Origin of the sequence: Mesorhizobium sp. M0037 (assembly GCF_040323635.1) — a bacterium.
Classification (GTDB): Bacteria; Pseudomonadota; Alphaproteobacteria; order Rhizobiales; family Rhizobiaceae; genus Mesorhizobium.
The window spans coordinates 1-17,393 of the sequence record NZ_JAMYVB010000037.1 but is presented as its reverse complement, the minus strand read 5'-3'; the positions used below and the strand labels follow the sequence as shown (position 1 = coordinate 17,393).

Genomic DNA, 17,393 nt, shown 5'->3' with positions numbered 1-17,393 from the left:
TGTGGGGAGGGTCGGTGAGCGGACGCCGTGTGGCGGCGTCAGCGAAACGGGGTGGCTTGGCACGATCGTCCGCGGGCCCCCCCCCCCGGGGGGGGGGGGGGGGGCCGCCCGCCCCCCCCGCCCGCGGGGGGGGGGCGCCCCCCCCCACCCCCCCCCCCCCCCCGCGCCGCCCCCCCCCCCCCGACCCTCCCCACAAGGGGGAGGGTGAAGACCCCACCATCTGCCTCGCCTTGTCGATCGCGATGTACTCGAGCTGACCGCCGCCGATCGTGCCAAAAGTCGCCGCCTGCGAGACGAGCATGAAGGCGCCCTTCTCGCGGGGGGTCGAGCCCTTGGTACTGGCCACTTCGACCAAGGCAAACCGGTCGGCGCTGGCGAGAAAAGCTCTGAGGCTTTGCACTTTCGACTTCATATTTCGCATTCCCGTACGGGAAATATAGGGTTTTTCAGTCTGAATTGCACGTTTTGCCAGAATCCAGGTCAGAGTCAGGCGCTATTCTTGGCTTCACCCTTCAGCCGTTCGATCGCCATCAGCACCCGTTCTGGTGTTGCAGGAGCGTCGAGACGCGGACAGACCTTATGATCGGCCACACTTGCCACCGCGTCCGACAGCGCATGCAGCACAGACATGCCGAGCGGGAAGGGCGGTTCGCCGACCGCCTTGGAACGGTGCACCGTCGGCTCGTTGGCCTCCGGCCAGTCGGCCAGCGTGACGTTGAATATCTTCGGCCGGTCGGACGCGAGCGGGATCTTATAGGTCGACGGCGCGTGCGTGCGCAGCCGGCCCTTGTCGTCCCACCACAGTTCCTCCGTCGTCAGCCAGCCCATACCCTGGATGAAGCCGCCCTCGATCTGGCCGAGATCGATGGCGCGGTTCAGCGAGCGGCCGGTGTCATGCAATATGTCGGTGCGCTCGACGACATATTCGCCGGTCAACGTGTCGACCGAGACTTCCGAGCACGAGGCGCCATAGGCGAAATAATAGAACGGACGGCCCTCGCCCTTGTCACGGTTCCAGTGGATTTTCGGCGTCTTGTAAAAACCCGCCGCCGACAGTTGGATGCGGGCCATATAGGCCTGCTTGACGAGGTCGGTGAAGGCGATCTCCTGATTGCCGATGCGCACCCGGTTGGGCAGGAAAAGCACCTGCTCGCGCGGCACCTGGTATTTTTCGGCGGCGAAGTCGGTCAGCCGTTCCTTGATCTGGCGGGCGCCGTTCTGCGCCGCCATGCCGTTGAGGTCGGTGCCGGACGACGCCGCGGTGGCCGAAGTGTTCGGCACCTTGCCGGTGGTCGTCGCGGTGATCTTGACCTGGTCGAGGTCGATCTGGAACTCTTCCGCCACCACCTGCGCCACCTTGACGTAGAGGCCTTGCCCCATCTCGGTGCCGCCGTGATTCAGATGCACCGAACCATCGGTGTAGACATGCACCAGCGCGCCGGCCTGGTTGTAGTGGGTGGCTGTGAAAGAGATGCCGAATTTGACCGGCGTCAGCGCCAGGCCGCGCTTGATGAAGCGGCTGTTGGCGTTGAAGGCCTGGATGATGCGGCGGCGCCCCGCATAGTCGGCGCTCGCCTCCAGCTCGGCGACGATGCGGTGGATGATGTTGTCCTCGACCGTCTGGTGATAAGGGGTGACGTTGCGGCCCCCGTCTTTATCACCACTGGTGCCATAAAAATTCTGCTTGCGGATTTCGAGCGGGTCCTTGCCGACGGCAAAGGCAACCTCGTCGATGACCCGTTCGGCGCCGACCATGCCCTGCGGGCCGCCGAAGCCGCGAAACGCCGTGTTCGACACGGTGTTGGTGTAAAGCGGCGCCGATTGCGCATGCACCGCCGGCCAGAAATAGGTGTTGTCGCAATGGAACAGCGCGCGGTCGGTGACCGGTCCGGACAGGTCCGAGGAAAAGCCGCAACGCGCCGCAAACATGAAATCGACGCCTAAAATGTTGCCGTCGTCGTCGAAGCCAACGTCGTATTCGACAAGGAAATCATGGCGCTTGCCGGTGGCGATCATGTCGTCGTCGCGGTCGGGCCGGATTTTTACCGCGCGATGGTGTTTCTTGGCGGCGATCGCAGCCAATGCCGCAAACTGGTTGCCTTGCGTCTCCTTCCCGCCGAAGCCGCCACCCATGCGGCGGATTTCCACTGTGATGGCGTTGCTCGGCACGCCCAGCGCATGGCTGACCATATGCTGGACTTCGCTCGGATGCTGGGTCGAGGAATAGATGGTGACGTCCTGGTCTTCGCCGGGGATGGCCACGGCGATATGGCCTTCGAGATAGAAATGCTCCTGGCCGCCGATGCGCATCTTGCCCTTCAGCCGGCGCGGCGCCGCCTTGATCGCGGCAGCGGCATCGCCACGCTTCAGCGTGAGCGGCGGCGTGACCAGCTTGTCCTTGCGGGGGTCGAGGTCGCCAATGTCGGTGACGAAAGGCAATGGACTGTATTCGACCTTGGCCAGCCGGGTGGCGCGGCGCGCCTGTTCGCGCGTCTTGGCAATAACGCAGAAGATCGGCTGACCATAAAACTGCACCTTGTCGTCGGCCAGCACCGGCTCGTCGTGGCGGCCGGTCGGCGAAATGTCATTTTCGCCCGGAACGTCCTTGGCCGTCAGCACATCGACGACGCCCGGCGCCGCGCGCACCGCCGACAGATCCATTTTGCTGATCGTCGCATGCGTCGCCGTGGACAGGCCGAGGCAGCCATGCAGCATGCCCGCCGGTTCCGGCATATCGTCGATATAGACCGCGCTGCCGCTGACATGCTTGTGCGCGGAATCGTGGCGCTGGTCGGCGGCGACGCCACCGGAAATCTTCTGCGCCTTGAGATCTGGAGAGGCGTGCTTGTTCATCAGGCCGCCTCGTTGCGCGACACCTGGAACGGCGCCTTGCTGCCGCTGGTTTCGGCAAAAAAGCGCAGCAGCAGGTTCCTGGCCGCCAGCGCCCGGTATTCGGCCGATGCCCGCATATCGGTCAGCGGGGTGAAATCGCCGGCATATTCAGCCATGGCCGCTTCCACCGTCGTCTCCGTCCACGGCTTGCCGAGCAGCGCTTTTTCGACACCGAAAGCCCGCTTCGGGGTGGCCGCCATGCCGCCATAGGCGATGCATATATCGGCCACGGTTCCGTCCTTGGCCAAGTCGAGGAAAAAGGCGCCAAGGGCTGCGGTGATGTCCTCGTCGCGGCGCTTGGTGATCTTGTAGACGGCAAACTTCGTGCCCTTGGCCGGCACGGGAACGTGCACGGCCTCGACGAATTCGCCTGGCTGCCGGTCCTGCTTGCCATAGGCGATGAAGAAATCCTCGAGCGCGATGGTGCGCCGCTTCTTGCCGCGGCGCAGCGTCAGTTGCGCACCAAGCGCGATCAGGGGCGGCGGCGTGTCGCCGATCGGCGAGCCATTGGCGATGTTGCCGCCGATGGTGCCCATGTTTCGTACCTGTTCGCCGCCGATGCGGTCGAACAATGGCCCGAGCGCGGGGATGCGCTTGGCCAGTGTCGCGAAGGCGTCGGTGTAGGTGACGCCGGCGCCGATGGTGATGACGTCATTGTCTTCGGAGATCGCGCACAGCCCCTCGAGATTGCCGATGAAGACTACCGGTGAGATGTCGCGCATGTGCTTGGTGACCCACAGGCCGACGTCGGTCGAGCCGGCGACAACAGTGGCGCCGGGCTCCTTGTCCAGTACAGCGGCGAAATCGTCGACGTCAGCCGGCACAACCAGCCGCTGCTTGCCGGCGCCGATTTCGACGCGGGCACCGTCATGCATAGCCTCGAGCCTGGCGGTGATCGCCTTGCGCTCGGCCGCCAGCGGATCCTTCGCCGCCTTGCCGTAGCTGGAGATGGCACGCGCGGCGCGCATGATTGCCTCATAGCCGGTGCAGCGGCAAAGATTGCCTTGCAAGGCCTTTTCGATCGCGGCATTCGACGGGTCCGGCGACTTCATCCACAGGCCGTAGAGCGACATGACGAAGCCCGGCGTGCAGAAGCCGCATTGCGAAGCGTGGAAATCGACCATCGCCTGCTGCACCGGATGCAATTGGCCAGGCGCGCCGCGCAGATGCTCGACGGTGACGACATGGGTGCCGTCGAGCGAGCCCAGGAAGCGGATGCAGGCATTGACGCTTTCATAAACCAGCTTGCCGGCGGACAATTTTCCGACCAGCACCGTGCAGGCGCCGCAATCGCCCTCGGCGCAGCCTTCCTTGGTGCCGCGCAGCGAGCGGTCGAGCCGCAACCAGTCGAGCAAGGTCGCGTCGGGCGCCACCGACGACAGCGCGACATCCCTGCCATTGAGGATGAAGCGGATCTCGTTGCGTATGGTGATCTTGGCCATGCGTCAGCTCCCCCTGTAGGTCGAGTAGCCATAAGGAGAGATAAGCAACGGCACGTGATAATGCACGGATTCCGCCATGCCGAAGCGGATCGGCACACTGTCGAGGAAGGCCGGTTCCGGCAGTTTGGTGCCCTGGCCGCGTAGATAGTCACCGGCGGCGAACACCAGTTCGTATTCGCCGAGGCGGAATTCCGCTCCTGCCAGCAGCGGCGCATCGCAGCGGCCGTCGGCATTTGTGACGACGGTCTTCAAATGTATCCGCGCGTCGCTCTCAAGATGATAAAGCGCGATCGACAGGCCCGCCGCCGGCTTGCCGGTCGCGGTGTCGAGCACATGCGTCGTCAGACGTCCGCCATCGGCTTTCGACGTTTCTGCCACTGGCGCCTCCCATTTCCGATACAGCCGAACAAAGCAGTGAATTGTGCGCCAATTAAAGGCGATGCATAAGTCCCGGTCGAGCGGAGTGGCACAAAAACACTTTCAAAAATTTCGGGGGAATGCGCGAGCAACCCTTTCGACTATCCTGATCATAACTTCCGGCAGCGTCCGGCGGGGAGGGGCAATGCGTTACTCTAGAGACATGCGCGGCTACGGAGCCAATCCGCCGGATCCGAAATGGCCGGGCGGTGCGCATGTGGCCGTCCAATTCGTCGTCAACTACGAGGAAGGCGGCGAGAACTGCGTGCTGCACGGCGACAAGGCCTCGGAAGCCTTCCTGTCGGAAATCGTCGGCGCCGCGCCCTGGGTCGGCCAGCGCCACTGGAACATGGAATCGATCTACGAATATGGCGCGCGGGCAGGCTTCTGGCGGCTGCTGCGCCTGTTCAGCGAGGCGCAAGTGCCGGTGACCTGCTACGGGGTCGCCTCAGCATTAGCCCGGTCGCCCGACCAGGTGGCGGCGATGCAGGAGGCCGGCTGGGAAATGGCCTCGCACGGCCTGAAATGGATCGACTACCGCGACCACAGCGCCGAGGACGAGCGCCGCGACCTCGAAGCGGCGATCAAGCTGCACTACGAGGTGACGGGCCAACGGCCGACCGGCTGGTACACCGGCCGCACCTCGGTCAATACGGTGCGGTTGGTGGCCGAAGAGGGCGGCTTCGACTATGTGTCGGACACTTATGACGACGAACTGCCCTACTGGTTCGAGCACAGCGGCGGCGCGCAACTCGTCATCCCCTACACGCTCGATGCCAACGACATGCGTTTCGCCACGCCGCAGGGATTCAATTCCGGCGACCAGTTCTTCTCCTATTTGAAGGACAGTTTCGACACGCTCTATGCCGAGGGCAAAGCGGGCCGGCCGCGGATGATGAATATCGGCCTGCATTGCCGCCTCGTCGGACGTCCTGGTCGGGTGGCGGCGCTGAAGCGCTTCGTCGACTATGTCAGATCGCACGACAAGGTCTGGCTGGCACGGCGCATCGATATCGCCAGGCACTGGCAGGAGAACCACCCCTACCAGCCGGCGGCGCTCAAGCCGTCGAAGATGGCGTTCGAGACCTTCGTCGACACTTTCGGCGGCGTGTTCGAACATTCGCCCTGGATCGCCGAACGTGCCTATGAACTCGAGCTTGGGCCGGCGCATGACAGCGCCGGCGGCCTGCACAATGCGCTCTGCCGCGTCTTCCGCGCCGCCAGCGAAACCGAGCGGATCGGCGTCCTCAACGCCCATCCCGATCTCGCTGGCAAACTGGCCGAAGCGAGACGCCTCACTGCGGAATCCACACGCGAGCAGGCCTCCGCCGGCCTCGACGCGCTGACCGACAAGGAGCGCGAGCTGTTTTCCAAGCTCAACGCCGCTTACGTCACCACCTTCGGCTTTCCCTTCATCATCGCGGTGCGGGGCAAGACCAAGGAGGAGATCCTCGCCGAGTTCGAGGCGCGCATCGGCAACAGCCGTGGCGTAGAACTCGATACCGCCTGCAAACAGGTCGAGCGCATCGCGCTGCTCCGCCTGAAAGACATGCTCCCGCTCTAATGAAATGACTGAGGGGTCAGGACCCAATGGATATGATCAAGACTGACCAGAAAACCTATTATGCACCGCATGGCGGCCATCCCGGCCAAAATGAGCTTTTGACCGGCCGCGCCGTCTTCACCGAGGCCTATGCCGTCATACCGAAGGGAGTGATGCAGGACATCGTCACCAGCCCACTGCCGTTCTGGGACGAGACCAGGGCCTGGATCATCGCCAGGCCGCTGTCGGGTTTCGCCGAGACATTTTCGCAGTACATCGTCGAGGTCCTGCCCGGCGGCGGCAGCGACCGGCCCGAGCCGGACGCCGGCGCCGAGGGCGTGCTGTTCGTGGTTGAGGGCGAGTTGACCGTTTCGCTGGCCGGCAAGAAGCACGTGCTGCAAGCCGGCGGTTTTGCCTTCCTGCCGCCGGACAGCGGCTGGACGGTGCGCAACGAAGGTCGCGACGCCGTACGCTTCCACTGGATCAGGAAGGCCTATGAGCCCGTCGACGGCATCGACGCGCCGGAAGCCCTGTTCAGCAGTGACCAGCAAGTGGCGCCGACGCCGATGCCCGGCACCGGGGGCCGCTGGGCGACGACCCGTTTCGTCGATCCGGCCGACATGCGCCACGACATGCATGTCACCATCGTTACGCTCGAGCCTGGCGCCGTCATCCCATTTGCCGAGACGCATGTCATGGAGCACGGGCTCTATGTCTTGGAAGGCAAGGCGGTCTACCGCCTCAACCAGGACTGGGTCGAGGTCGAGGCCGGCGACTTCATGTGGCTGCGCGCCTTCTGCCCGCAGGCCTGCTACGCGGGCGGCCCAGGCAAATTCCGCTATCTCCTTTACAAGGACGTCAACCGGCACGCCAAGCTCGGCGGGGCGGGCATTGGCGGTCGCGCGCGGTGACCCGCATCACAGCGCGGCCGCTGACCCGCGAAAGCTTTGCCGGCTTCGGCGATGTCATCGACATGGGCGGCGGCAATCACTACCCGATCAATGGCGGCAAGACCGAGCGCTACCACAATCTCGCCACCGCTGAAGCCGCGGGACCGAATGCCCGCGTGCTGATCTCGATGGCGCGCGGCACGCCTTACGACCTGCCGCTGAAGCTGACCATGGTCGAGCGCCATCCCTTGGGCAGCCAGGCGTTCATCCCGCTGTCGCCGCGGCCTTTCCTGGTCGTCGTCTGCCATGACGGCAAGGACGGTCCGCGCGAGCCGCACGCCTTCATCACCGCACCCGGGCAAGGCGTCAACTATCCGCGCAATCTCTGGCACGGCGTGCTGACGCCGCTCGGCGAAGCGCAGGATTTCGTCATCGTCGACCGCGGCGGTGACGGCTCCAACCTCGAAGAGTTCCATTTCTCGCACCCCTACGAAATCCATCTCCCCAACGAGACCTGAGAAATGACCGACATATCGCTGATCGACCGCCTGCTCGATGTCATCGAGCACGACATCGTGCCGAAAACGGCAGAGGGCGTGGCCCATGGGAACAAGCTGTTCGGCGCCGCCATCCTGCGGAAGGGCGACCGCTCGCTGGTGCTGGCCGAAACCAACAACGAGATGGAAAATCCGCTCTGGCATGGCGAGGTGCACTGCCTGAAGCGTTTCTATGAAATGCCGAAAGCCGAGCGCGTCGACACCAAGGACGCCATCTTCATCGCCACGCATGAGCCCTGCTCGCTCTGCCTGTCGGCGATCACCTGGACCGGCTTCGACAATTTCTACTACCTCTTCAGCCACGAGGATTCACGCGACAGCTTTGCGATCCCGCACGATCTGAAAATCCTGAAAGAGGTCTTCACTCTTGATCCCGGCGGCTACAATGCCGAGAACACTTATTGGAAGAGTTTTTCCATTCGCAGGCTGGTGCGGGCGCTGCCCGAGGCCGAGCGCGGCCGGCTTGAGGCAAGGATCGGCAATATTTCCACCCGCTACGACGAACTGTCCGGCGCTTATCAGGCGCGCAAGTCCGAAAACGACATTCCGCTGAACTGACGCGGATTGCCTAGCCTACCTTCGCGTTTTTCAGCACCTCGTTGATCCTGGCCTGCCAGCCCTTGCCGGTCGCCTTGAATTTACTGATGACATCCTGATCCAGACGGATGGACACGACTTGCTTAGGCTTCTCCACGGCTGGCCGGCCACGAGCACGCCTTATGCTCTCGAAAAGTTCTGGAAACACTTCCGCGAAAGGCCTGGCTTGCGCCAACTGTTCGTCTGTCGTCTCCGCATCGTCGGGATCATCAACAATTTGTCTTTGAATTTCCACTTCCTCCGCATCGGTAAGCGGTCGAAAACGCGATTTAGGATTGTTCATATATTGACCTTTCCTTTCGGCTGGCACGGCGCATCGAGATCACCGAAATCGACTCCGAACCAAGCGGCTTGAAAATCACGGCCAGGATGATCTCTCCGAATTCGCCAATTGCCTTGAACCGGTCGGCCTTGGCTGGAAGGACGGTTGAAGTCGCAAAAAAACTCAATATCGAGTTCGGCAAAATCGAGACCCCGGCTGTCCAGGTTCGTCACGCGCTTGGCTCATCCCAAACGATTTTCAGGCGAAATCCTCATCACGTTGGGTTCAGTTAATAAATGTAATACATTAATTATAATCCTGCAACATCAGGGCAAAACAATCGGGCTACATATCGTGGCGTCGTCGCGGCGACACCGGCCGTCGCCCGTTTGACTTCATGACATGCCCGCTCCATGCGTCACTGACATCCTGGAGCATCGCATGAAAACCATCACCGAATTTCCCCGCAAGGTCGTCGAATTCCCCGATATGGGCATCGTCATGCCGGATGGTTGCCGGCTGTCGGCGCGGGTTTGGATGCCGGAGGACGCCAGCAGCGATCCGGTGCCGGCGATCCTCGAGCACCTGCCCTACCGCAAGCGCGACGGCACCATCTTTCGCGATCAGCTGACGCATCCCTATTTTGCCGGCCACGGCTACGCCTCGATCCGCGTCGACATGCGCGGCAATGGCGATTCCGAAGGTCTGATGGACGACGAATATTCCGAGCAGGAATTGCAGGACGCCTGCGATGTGATTGCCTGGGCGGCAGCACAGCCCTGGTGCAACGGCAGTGTCGGCATGATGGGCATTTCCTGGGGTGGCTTCAACTGCCTGCAGGTGGCGGCCAAGCAGCCGCCGGCGCTGAAGGCGGTGATCAGCCTGTGCTCGACCGTCGACCGCTACGCCGACGATATCCACTACAAGGGCGGCTGCCTTTTGACGGAAAATTTCGGCTGGGCCTCGACCATGTTGTCCTATTCGTCGCGACCGCCGGATCCGCTGATTGCGGGCGACAATCGCTGGCGCGACCTCTGGCTGACGCGGCTGGAGAACCAGTCTTTCCTTCTGCCGCTCTGGCTCAGCCATCAGCATCGCGACGCCTATTGGAAACGCGGTTCGATCTGCGAGGATTTCTCCGCGGTCAAAGCCGCCGTGCTGTCGATCGGCGGCTGGCATGACGGCTACCGCAACACGATTTCGCATCTGGTCACCAACATCCAGGCGCCGGTGAAGGGCATTGTCGGGCCATGGATCCACAAATACCCGCATTATGCCGAACCCAAACCCGCCATCGGCTTCCTGCAGGAGGCGTTGCGCTGGTGGGACAGCTGGTTGAAGGGCGTCGACACCGGCGTCGAGGCCGACCCGGACTACCGCGCCTATGTCATGGACAGTGTGCGGCCGGCGCGCTGGCACCCGGAGCGGCCGGGCCGTTGGGTGGCCGAACAGGAATGGCCGTCTCCCAACATCATGGTCGGGGCGATCGAACTCATTGCTGACGGCGTCAGGCCGGCGATCGTGGCGACCCCGCAAAGCTGCGGGCTCGCCGGCGGGGAATATTTTCCCTTCACCTTTGGCCCGGAACTGCCGGGCGACCAGCGCCCGGACGATGCGCTGTCCGTCTGCTTCGATCAGCCTGTGCTTGCCGAGACACTCGACATCGTCGGCGCGCCGGAGCTTCTCATCCGGGTGTCGTCCGATCGCCCGCAGGCGAACATCGCGGTTCGACTGTGCGACGTGCACCCCGACGGCGCCTCGGAACTGATCTCCTACGGCGTGCTCAACCTGACGCATCGTTCTTCGCACGAACAGCCGCAAGCGCTGGTGCCGGGCGAAACGGTTTCGGCGCGCGTTATTCTCGACCAGTGCGCCTACCGCGTGCCGGCCGGACACCGCCTGCGCATCGCTGTTTCCAACGCTTACTGGCCGATGATCTGGCCGTCGCCGGAACCGGTGCGGCTCGACCTTTCAGCGGCGACGCTGAGGCTGCCGCTGCGCCCGCTCGCAAAAAGCGACGAGACCTCGTTCCAGTCTCCCGAAGGCGCAACACCCTGGGCAACCGAGACAGTTCGTGCAGCGAATTCCGAGCGTCACGTCGATCGCGATGAGAAGACCGGCATCGTCACGCTGTCGATCACGGATGATTTCGGAGAAGTGCGCGATCTCGCGCATGGACTGGCCAATGGCAGCATTGCCCGCGAGAGCTGGACGATCCACCCCGACGACCCGCTGTCTGCCTCGGGCCGCACGCACTGGACGCAGACCTTGTCGCGAAACGGATGGTCGGTGCGCACCGAGACGTCGGCTGAAATGCGCTGCGATGCGCAAAACTTCATCGTCAGCGCCAGAATCGAAGCCTATGAGGGCGAAACGCTGGTTTTCGAACGCGATTTCGAAGAGACGATCCCGCGCGACCTGCTCTGAGCGTCCACCCGACTGGTCCAGTTGCGACGCACGATTTACGCCACGGCATGTCGCATTCCGTCTTGCTTACCGCTTTGCCTTCCGGTCAATATCCCTTTGGTAACAACAAGCAAAAAACGACCATAAGGTCGAACCAACAGAGTGAGGAACTCAAATGTCCAACGAACTCGAATATCTGAGCCGGCGCGTTGCGTCCGGCAAGCTGAGCCGTCGTGATTTCCTCGGCCGCGCCGCAGCACTCGGCGTCACAGCGCCCTTCGCCAATATGCTGCTTTCCAGTGCGGCTCGCGCGGAAGGCCCGGTCAAGGGCGGCACGCTGAAGGCCGGCCTCGTCGGCGGCGAATCCACGAACAGCCTGGACCCGGCTTTGTTCATGACGCAAGTGCCGTTCGCTTTTGGCAAGATGTGGGGCGAACTGATCGTCGAGCTGTCCCCGGAAGGCAAGCTCGAGAACCGCATCGCCGAAGAGATCGGCTCGTCGGACGACGCCAAGGTGTGGACGCTGAAAATCCGCGACGGCGTCGAATTCCACAACGGCAAGACGGTGACCGCTGAGGATGTGGCGGCAACGCTCGAGCGCCATTCCGATGAAAAGTCGAAGTCCGGCGCGCTGGGCTACATGAAGGGCATCGACAGCATCAAAGCCAGTGGCAAGGAAGTCGTCCTGACGCTGAAGGAGGCCAACGCCGACCTTCCCTATCTCCTCAGCGACTACCACCTCATCGTCCAGCCCAACGGCGGCAAGGACAAGGCGGATGCCGGCATCTCGGCAGGACCCTACAAGGTCACCACCAACGAGCCCGGCGTGCGCCATGGCGGCGAGCGCTTCGCCAATTACTGGCAGGCCGACAAGATGGGCCATGCCGACCAGATCGAGATCATCGTCATCAACGACGCGACCGCGCGCACGGCGGCCCTGCAGGGCGGCCAGGTCAACATGATCAACCGCGTCGAGCCGAAGATCGTCGACCTGATCAAGCGCGTACCGGGCGTCACCATCCGCAACCATGCCGGCCCCGGCCACTATGTCTTCATCATGCATTGCAACACCGCGCCCTTCGACAACAGCGACCTGCGCATGGCGCTGAAGCTCGCGATCGACCGTGAGGAGATGCTGAACAAGGTGCTGCGCGGCTACGGCTCGCTCGGCAACGACTTCCCGATCAATTCGTCCTATCCGCTGTTTTCCGAGATCGAGCAGCGCAAATATGATCCCGACAAGGCCAAGTTCCACTACAAGAAGTCGGGCCATGACGGCACCGTGCTGCTGCGCACCTCCGACGTCGCCTTCCCGGGCGCGGTCGACGCCTCGCAGCTCTTCCAGCAGAGCGCGGCCAAGGCCGGCATCAAGATCGAGCTCAAGCGCGAGCCCGGCGACGGGTACTGGAACGAGGTCTGGAACAAGCAGCCCTTCTGCGCCTCCTATTGGGGCGGCCGCTCGACCCAGGACCAGATGTACTCGACCGCCTATCTGTCGACCGCCGACTGGAACGACACCCGTTTCAAGCGTCCGGACTTCGACAAGCTGGTGCTAGCCGCACGCGCCGAACTCGACGAGACCAAGCGCAAGCAGATGTACCACGACATGGCCGTGCTGGTGCGCGACGAGGGCGGCCTGATCCTGCCGATGTTCAATCAGTTCATCGATGCGACAGGCGCCAAGGTCGGCGGCTGGGTAGACGATCCGCATCAGGAGCTGATGAACGGCTACGCGCTGGCGAAGTGCTGGCTCGAAGCCTGAGCCCGGCTTTGCGGATATGTCCTCACCCGTCGTGAAACTTGTGGCCCAGCGCGTTGCGCTGGGCATCGTCCTCTTGCTGGCCGTTTCGGTCCTGATCTTCGCCGGCACCCAGATCCTGCCCGGCGACGTCGCGCAAGCCATTCTCGGACAGTCGGCGACGCCGGAATCGCTCGCCAATTTGCGCGAGCAGCTCGGCCTCAATCAGCCGGCTTACGTCAGGTATTTCCATTGGCTCGGCGGTGCACTCACCGGCGACCTCGGCACGGCGATGTCGAGCGGCCAGGATATCGCGACCTCGATCAAGGGGCGGCTGTGGAACACGCTGTTTCTCGCCTTCTGGGCGGCGGTCGTGGCCGTGCCGCTGGCGATCATCCTCGGCCTGATCGCCGTGCGTTACCGCAACGGTTGGGTCGACAAGCTGATCTCCGGCCTGGCGCTCGCCTCGACCTCCTTCCCGGAATTCTTCATCGGCTATGTGCTCGTCTACTTCTTTGCCGTGAAGTATCAATGGTTCCCGGCCATTTCCACGGTCTATGACGGCATGCCGTTCGGCGAGCGTATGCAGGCGATCGCGTTGCCGGCCGCCGCGCTGACGCTGGTTGTGCTGGCGCATATGATGCGCATGACCCGCGCGGCCATCCTCAACGTCATGCAGTCGGCCTATGTCGAGACGGCTGAACTGAAAGGCCTGTCGGCCTTCAACGTCATCCGCAAGCATGCTTTCCCCAACGCCATCGCGCCGATCATCAATGTCGTCATGCTCAACCTCGCCTACCTCATCGTCGGCGTCGTCGTGGTCGAGGTGATCTTCGTCTATCCCGGCATGGGGCAATATCTGGTCGACCACGTCACCAAGCGCGACGTGCCGGTGGTGCAGGCCGTCGGCCTGATCTTTGCCGCTGTCTACATCACTCTCAACATCATCGCGGACATCGGGGCGATTGTCGCCAATCCGCGCCTCAGACATCCGAAATAGGCGGCGGGCATGCTCGATATCAAACGCATCCCCATTCCCGCGCTGATTGGCATCGTACTGACGACGATGTTCGTCGTGGCGGCTGTCTTCGCGCCATGGATCGCACCACACGGCAATGCCGAGATTGTCAGCGACGTTCCTTGGGAACCGATGTCCGCAGCGCATTGGCTGGGCACCGACAATCTCGGCCGTGATCTTCTGTCGCGCATGATCTACGGCGCTCGCATCACGCTGTTCATTGCGGTGCTGGCAACCGCGCTGTCATTCTCGCTCGGCGCCATCCTCGGCTTTTCGGCGGCGGTGTTCGGCGGCTGGTTCGACACGCTGCTGTCGCGCCTTGTTGATCTGCTGATGTCGATCCCGACCCTGATCATGGCGCTCGTCGTGCTTTCGGTGCTGCCGACCAACCTGGTGACGCTGATCCTGGTGATGGGCGTCCTCGACTCGACCCGCGTCTACCGGCTGTCGCGCGCGGTGGCCGTCGACATCAACGTCATGGATTATGTCGAGGCCGCCAAGCTGCGGGGCGAAGGCAGCGGCTGGATCATCTTCCGCGAGATCCTGCCCAACGCGCTGTCGCCGCTGGTTTCGGAACTTGGTCTGCGCTTCATCTACGCGGTGCTGTTCTTGTCGACGCTCTCCTTTCTCGGCCTTGGCGTGCAACCGCCGGATGCCGACTGGGGCGGCATGGTCAAGGAAAACAAGGACGGCATCGTCTTCGGTATCGGGGCGGCACTCATCCCCGCCGCGGCGATCGCAGCACTGGCGATTTCGGTCAATCTGGTCGCCGACTGGGTGCTCAACCGCACGACAAGCCTGAAGGGAGGACGCGGGTGATGGCTGACACAGCAAAGCCCGGCCTGCTGCTCGATATCCGCAATCTGCGCATCGAAGCGACAGTGTTTCCGCCCGGCGAGGCGCCGAAGAACATCGTTTTGGTCCACGATGTCTCGCTGACGCTGGAAAAGGGCAAGGTGCTCGGCCTGATCGGCGAGTCCGGCGCCGGCAAGTCGACCATCGGCCTGTCGTCGATGGGCTATGGCCGTGGCGGCGTGCGCATCACCGGCGGAGAGGTGCTGCTCAACGGCCGCGATATTCTCAAGGGCGGCAAGGAAGGTTTCCGCAAATTGCGCGGCCGCGAGGTCTGCTATGTCGCGCAGTCGGCGGCCGCCGCCTTCAACCCGGCGCACAAGCTGATGGACCAGGTGGTGGAAGCAACGCTGCTGCACGGCACGGCGACACGCGCCGAGGCCGAGAAACGTGCCGTGGCGTTGTTCAAGAAGCTCAGCCTGCCAAACCCCGAAATCATCGGCGAACGGTTCCCGCACCAGGTCTCCGGCGGCCAGTTGCAGCGCGTGATGACGGCGATGGCGCTGTGTTCGGAACCCGACCTGATCGTCTTTGACGAGCCGACCACGGCGCTCGACGTGACGACGCAGATCGACGTGCTGGCGGCGATCAAGGACGCCATCCGCGACACCCATGTCGCGGCGCTCTACATTACCCACGATCTTGCCGTCGTCGCCCAGGTCTCGGACGAGATCATGGTGCTGCGCCATGGCAGGCTGGTCGAATGGGGCGGCACTCGCCAGATCATCAAGGAGCCGCGCCAGGAATACACCAATGCGCTGGTCTCGGTGCATGAGATCGAGCATGCCGAGCAGAAGCCCGGCGCCGCGCCGTTCCTGTCGGTCAAGAACGTCACCGCCGCTTACGGCGGCAGCCACGTCAAGGTGCTGAAGAACGTCTCGGTCGACATCTATCCGGGACAGACGCTGGCCGTCGTCGGTGAATCCGGCTCCGGCAAGTCGACGCTGGCGCGCGCCATCACCGGGCTGTTGCCGCCGGAAGAAGGCACCGTCACCTTCGACGGCAGGCCGCTCGCCAACAGGCTTGCCGACCGGCCGAAGGAGGATCTGCGGCAATTGCAGATGATCTACCAGATGGCCGACGTGGCGATGAACCCGCGCCAGACCGTCGGCACCATCATCGGCCGGCCGCTGGAATTCTACTTCGGCATACGCGGTCGCGAGCGCGACAAGCGCGTCGCCGAACTGCTCGACGAGATCGAGATGGGCAAGGGCTTTCTCGATCGTTATCCGGCCGAACTCTCCGGCGGCCAGAAACAGCGCGTCTGTATCGCCCGCTCGCTCGCCGCCAAGCCCAAGCTGATCATCTGCGACGAGGTGACATCGGCGCTCGACCCGCTGGTGGCCAACGGCATTCTCAAGCTGCTGCTCAACCTGCAGCAGCACGAGAAGGTCGCCTACCTCTTCATCACCCACGATCTCGCGACGGTGAAGTCGATCGCCGATTCGATCGCGGTGATGTATCGCGGCGAGGTGGTGCGCTATGGCGCCAAGAGCAAGGTGCTGACGCCGCCCTTCGACGCCTATACCGACCTGCTGCTGTCGTCCGTTCCCGAGATGGAGATCGGCTGGCTGGAAAAGGCGATCAAGGGACGGCGCATGGCGAGCGCGGGGAATTAGTAGGGAATTCGCGGCCTTTGTCGCGAAAACTTCTTTCAACGGCAAAAGCTTTCCGGAGCCGCCCATGGCGCTCAAGACCAAACTGCTGCTCATCATTCTCGATGGCGTGCCCTACCGGAACTGGCGCCGGCTGATGGGCAATCTCGAGGGCTGGGTGCAGTCGGGCGAGGCGCAGGTGTGGAAGATGCGCTCGGTGCTGCCGTCGACCTCGGCCTGCTGCTATGCCTCGATCCACACCGGGGTTTCGCCGCAGGAGCACGGCATCCTGTCCAACGAGAACCGTTTTCTCGTCAACAAGCCGGATATTTTCTCCGAGGTCAGCAAGGCCGGCGGCAAGACCGGCGCAGTGACGCATTCCTACTGGTCCGAATTCTTCCGTTCCTATCCGTTCGATCTGGTCGAGGACATGGAGTATGACGAGCCCAACGGACCGATCGCGCATGGCCGCTTCCACACCATGACCGGCTATAATGCCCGCAACCAGATGACGCCGAGCGATGTCGACCTGTTTGCGACGCTGACCATGCTGACCCGGCGCCATGATATCGACTACGGGATCCTGCACACCTGCACGCTCGATTCGATGGGCCATCGCTTCGGCCATGACTGCCACCAAATGGACCATGCCTGCTATGGGATGGACGGCATGCTGGCAGCCTTCCTGCCGGGCTGGCGGCAAGCCGGTTACGAGGTGATCGTAACCGCCGACCACGGCCAGACAGACCGCGGCCATCATGGCGGCCGCGACGATGAAATGCAGGATTTCGCGCTGTATTATTTCGGAGCCGGCAAAGGGCCGGATCCGGACACGCTGCTTGATCAGCTGCAACTGGCGCCGACGGTGCTGAAGCGGCTGGGTGTGCCGGTGCCGGAGACCATGAAGGCTAAGCCGTTTTTGGGGTGACGGAGGTCGTCGCTGAGCCGCCGTTCGCTACCCCCTCTCCCCGTCACTATACGGGGAGAGGGTAAGGGTGAGGGGCAGCGCTAACATCAAAATAAATACCCCAACGCCGGCGCCGCCCCTCATCCGCCTGCCGGCACCTTCTCCCCGTATAGTGACGGGGAGAAGGGAGACGTGTCCGAACCGGATAGATAGGTAACAGAATGGACCGATAGCATGGGTGACAGTTTTCTTGTCCGCCGGAGGACCGGCGATGGTT

Annotated in this window: 14 protein-coding genes and 2 pseudogenes; 10 read left to right on the top strand and 6 right to left on the bottom strand. The window is 63.1% G+C overall.

What is annotated here, in order from left to right:
- Positions 1–205: 205 nt before the first annotated feature.
- From NKJ78_RS30385 to uraH, 4 genes and pseudogenes are all read right to left on the bottom strand, one after another.
- Positions 206–412, bottom strand: a pseudogene (locus NKJ78_RS30385) (XdhC family protein); the annotation flags it as partial.
- A gap of 74 nt (positions 413–486) precedes the next feature.
- Entirely contained in the window at positions 487–2,853 is a 2,367-nt protein-coding gene (xdhB, locus tag NKJ78_RS30380) for a xanthine dehydrogenase molybdopterin binding subunit (RefSeq protein ID WP_352461194.1), read from the bottom strand.
- Positions 2,853–4,334, bottom strand: a complete 1,482-nt coding sequence (gene xdhA / locus NKJ78_RS30375) for a xanthine dehydrogenase small subunit (protein ID WP_352461195.1) — start codon at positions 4,332–4,334, stop codon at positions 2,853–2,855. The genes xdhB and xdhA overlap by 1 nt, the downstream gene beginning before the upstream one ends.
- 3 nt (positions 4,335–4,337) lie before the next feature.
- Positions 4,338–4,712 (bottom strand): hydroxyisourate hydrolase, encoded by a 375-nt coding sequence (gene uraH / locus NKJ78_RS30370; RefSeq protein ID WP_023694734.1) that lies wholly within the window; start codon positions 4,710–4,712, stop codon positions 4,338–4,340.
- A 184-nt stretch (positions 4,713–4,896) separates the two neighbouring features.
- Between uraH and puuE the strand changes: the two genes are divergently transcribed.
- Genes puuE through NKJ78_RS30350 form a run of 4 tightly spaced genes read left to right on the top strand, consistent with a single transcriptional unit; the run spans position 4,897 to position 8,299 of the window.
- The gene (gene puuE, locus NKJ78_RS30365; RefSeq protein ID WP_352461196.1) at positions 4,897–6,315 is read left to right on the top strand and encodes an allantoinase PuuE; all 1,419 of its coding nucleotides are present in this window, start codon (positions 4,897–4,899) and stop codon (positions 6,313–6,315) included.
- Between the two features lie 32 nt (positions 6,316–6,347).
- Entirely contained in the window at positions 6,348–7,205 is an 858-nt protein-coding gene (locus NKJ78_RS30360) for a bifunctional allantoicase/(S)-ureidoglycine aminohydrolase (RefSeq protein WP_502901628.1), read from the top strand.
- Complete coding sequence (locus tag NKJ78_RS30355) at positions 7,202–7,702, top strand: ureidoglycolate lyase (protein ID WP_352461198.1); 501 nt, start codon at positions 7,202–7,204, stop codon at positions 7,700–7,702. The genes NKJ78_RS30360 and NKJ78_RS30355 overlap by 4 nt, the downstream gene beginning before the upstream one ends.
- A 3-nt stretch (positions 7,703–7,705) precedes the next feature.
- On the top strand, positions 7,706–8,299 hold the full coding sequence (locus NKJ78_RS30350; protein ID WP_352461199.1) for a nucleoside deaminase: 594 nt from the start codon (positions 7,706–7,708) through the stop codon (positions 8,297–8,299).
- Between the two features lie 10 nt (positions 8,300–8,309).
- Here NKJ78_RS30350 and NKJ78_RS30345 read toward each other — a convergent pair whose 3' ends face one another.
- Together NKJ78_RS30345 and NKJ78_RS30340 are read right to left on the bottom strand one after the other, a co-directional pair.
- Complete coding sequence (locus NKJ78_RS30345; RefSeq protein ID WP_352461200.1) at positions 8,310–8,621, bottom strand: BrnA antitoxin family protein; 312 nt, start codon at positions 8,619–8,621, stop codon at positions 8,310–8,312.
- A pseudogene (locus NKJ78_RS30340) lies at positions 8,608–8,862 on the bottom strand (BrnT family toxin). The gene NKJ78_RS30345 and the pseudogene NKJ78_RS30340 overlap by 14 nt, the downstream one beginning before the upstream one ends.
- Positions 8,863–9,041: 179 nt before the next feature.
- On the opposite strand from NKJ78_RS30340, the gene NKJ78_RS30335 reads away from it, so the two are divergent.
- From NKJ78_RS30335 to NKJ78_RS30310, 6 genes are all read left to right on the top strand, one after another.
- A complete protein-coding gene (locus NKJ78_RS30335) occupies positions 9,042–11,027 on the top strand; it encodes a CocE/NonD family hydrolase (RefSeq protein ID WP_352461201.1) in 1,986 nt (661 codons plus the stop codon).
- Between the two features lie 154 nt (positions 11,028–11,181).
- Entirely contained in the window at positions 11,182–12,768 is a 1,587-nt protein-coding gene (locus NKJ78_RS30330; protein ID WP_023671387.1) for an ABC transporter substrate-binding protein, read from the top strand.
- 16 nt (positions 12,769–12,784) lie between these two features.
- Entirely contained in the window at positions 12,785–13,744 is a 960-nt protein-coding gene (locus NKJ78_RS30325; RefSeq protein WP_023739639.1) for an ABC transporter permease, read from the top strand.
- A gap of 9 nt (positions 13,745–13,753) precedes the next feature.
- Entirely contained in the window at positions 13,754–14,581 is an 828-nt protein-coding gene (locus tag NKJ78_RS30320) for an ABC transporter permease (protein WP_023703637.1), read from the top strand.
- Positions 14,581–16,233, top strand: a complete 1,653-nt coding sequence (locus tag NKJ78_RS30315) for an ABC transporter ATP-binding protein (RefSeq protein WP_352461203.1) — start codon at positions 14,581–14,583, stop codon at positions 16,231–16,233. Before NKJ78_RS30320 ends, NKJ78_RS30315 begins: the two co-directional genes overlap by 1 nt.
- A 64-nt stretch (positions 16,234–16,297) precedes the next feature.
- Positions 16,298–17,137: an alkaline phosphatase family protein gene (locus NKJ78_RS30310; RefSeq protein WP_023739637.1), complete on the top strand. Its 840-nt coding sequence runs from the start codon at positions 16,298–16,300 to the stop codon at positions 17,135–17,137.
- The last annotated feature ends 256 nt before the right edge of the window (positions 17,138–17,393 follow it).

What these genes read in the sequence shown, in the direction of transcription:
- NKJ78_RS30350 (WP_352461199.1), top strand. Translation starts at nt 7,706, where the DNA reads ATGACCGACATATCGCTGATCGACCGCCTGCTCGATGTCATCGAGCAC.
- NKJ78_RS30315 (WP_352461203.1), top strand. Translation starts at nt 14,581, where the DNA reads ATGGCTGACACAGCAAAGCCCGGCCTGCTGCTCGATATCCGCAATCTG.
- NKJ78_RS30320 (WP_023703637.1), top strand. Translation starts at nt 13,754, where the DNA reads ATGCTCGATATCAAACGCATCCCCATTCCCGCGCTGATTGGCATCGTA.
- NKJ78_RS30345 (WP_352461200.1), bottom strand. Translation starts at nt 8,621, where the DNA reads ATGAACAATCCTAAATCGCGTTTTCGACCGCTTACCGATGCGGAGGAA.
- NKJ78_RS30335 (WP_352461201.1), top strand. Translation starts at nt 9,042, where the DNA reads ATGAAAACCATCACCGAATTTCCCCGCAAGGTCGTCGAATTCCCCGAT.
- puuE (WP_352461196.1), top strand. Translation starts at nt 4,897, where the DNA reads ATGCGTTACTCTAGAGACATGCGCGGCTACGGAGCCAATCCGCCGGAT.
- NKJ78_RS30325 (WP_023739639.1), top strand. Translation starts at nt 12,785, where the DNA reads ATGTCCTCACCCGTCGTGAAACTTGTGGCCCAGCGCGTTGCGCTGGGC.
- NKJ78_RS30310 (WP_023739637.1), top strand. Translation starts at nt 16,298, where the DNA reads ATGGCGCTCAAGACCAAACTGCTGCTCATCATTCTCGATGGCGTGCCC.
- NKJ78_RS30360 (WP_502901628.1), top strand. Translation starts at nt 6,348, where the DNA reads ATGATCAAGACTGACCAGAAAACCTATTATGCACCGCATGGCGGCCAT.
- xdhB (WP_352461194.1), bottom strand. Translation starts at nt 2,853, where the DNA reads ATGAACAAGCACGCCTCTCCAGATCTCAAGGCGCAGAAGATTTCCGGT.
- xdhA (WP_352461195.1), bottom strand. Translation starts at nt 4,334, where the DNA reads ATGGCCAAGATCACCATACGCAACGAGATCCGCTTCATCCTCAATGGC.
- NKJ78_RS30330 (WP_023671387.1), top strand. Translation starts at nt 11,182, where the DNA reads ATGTCCAACGAACTCGAATATCTGAGCCGGCGCGTTGCGTCCGGCAAG.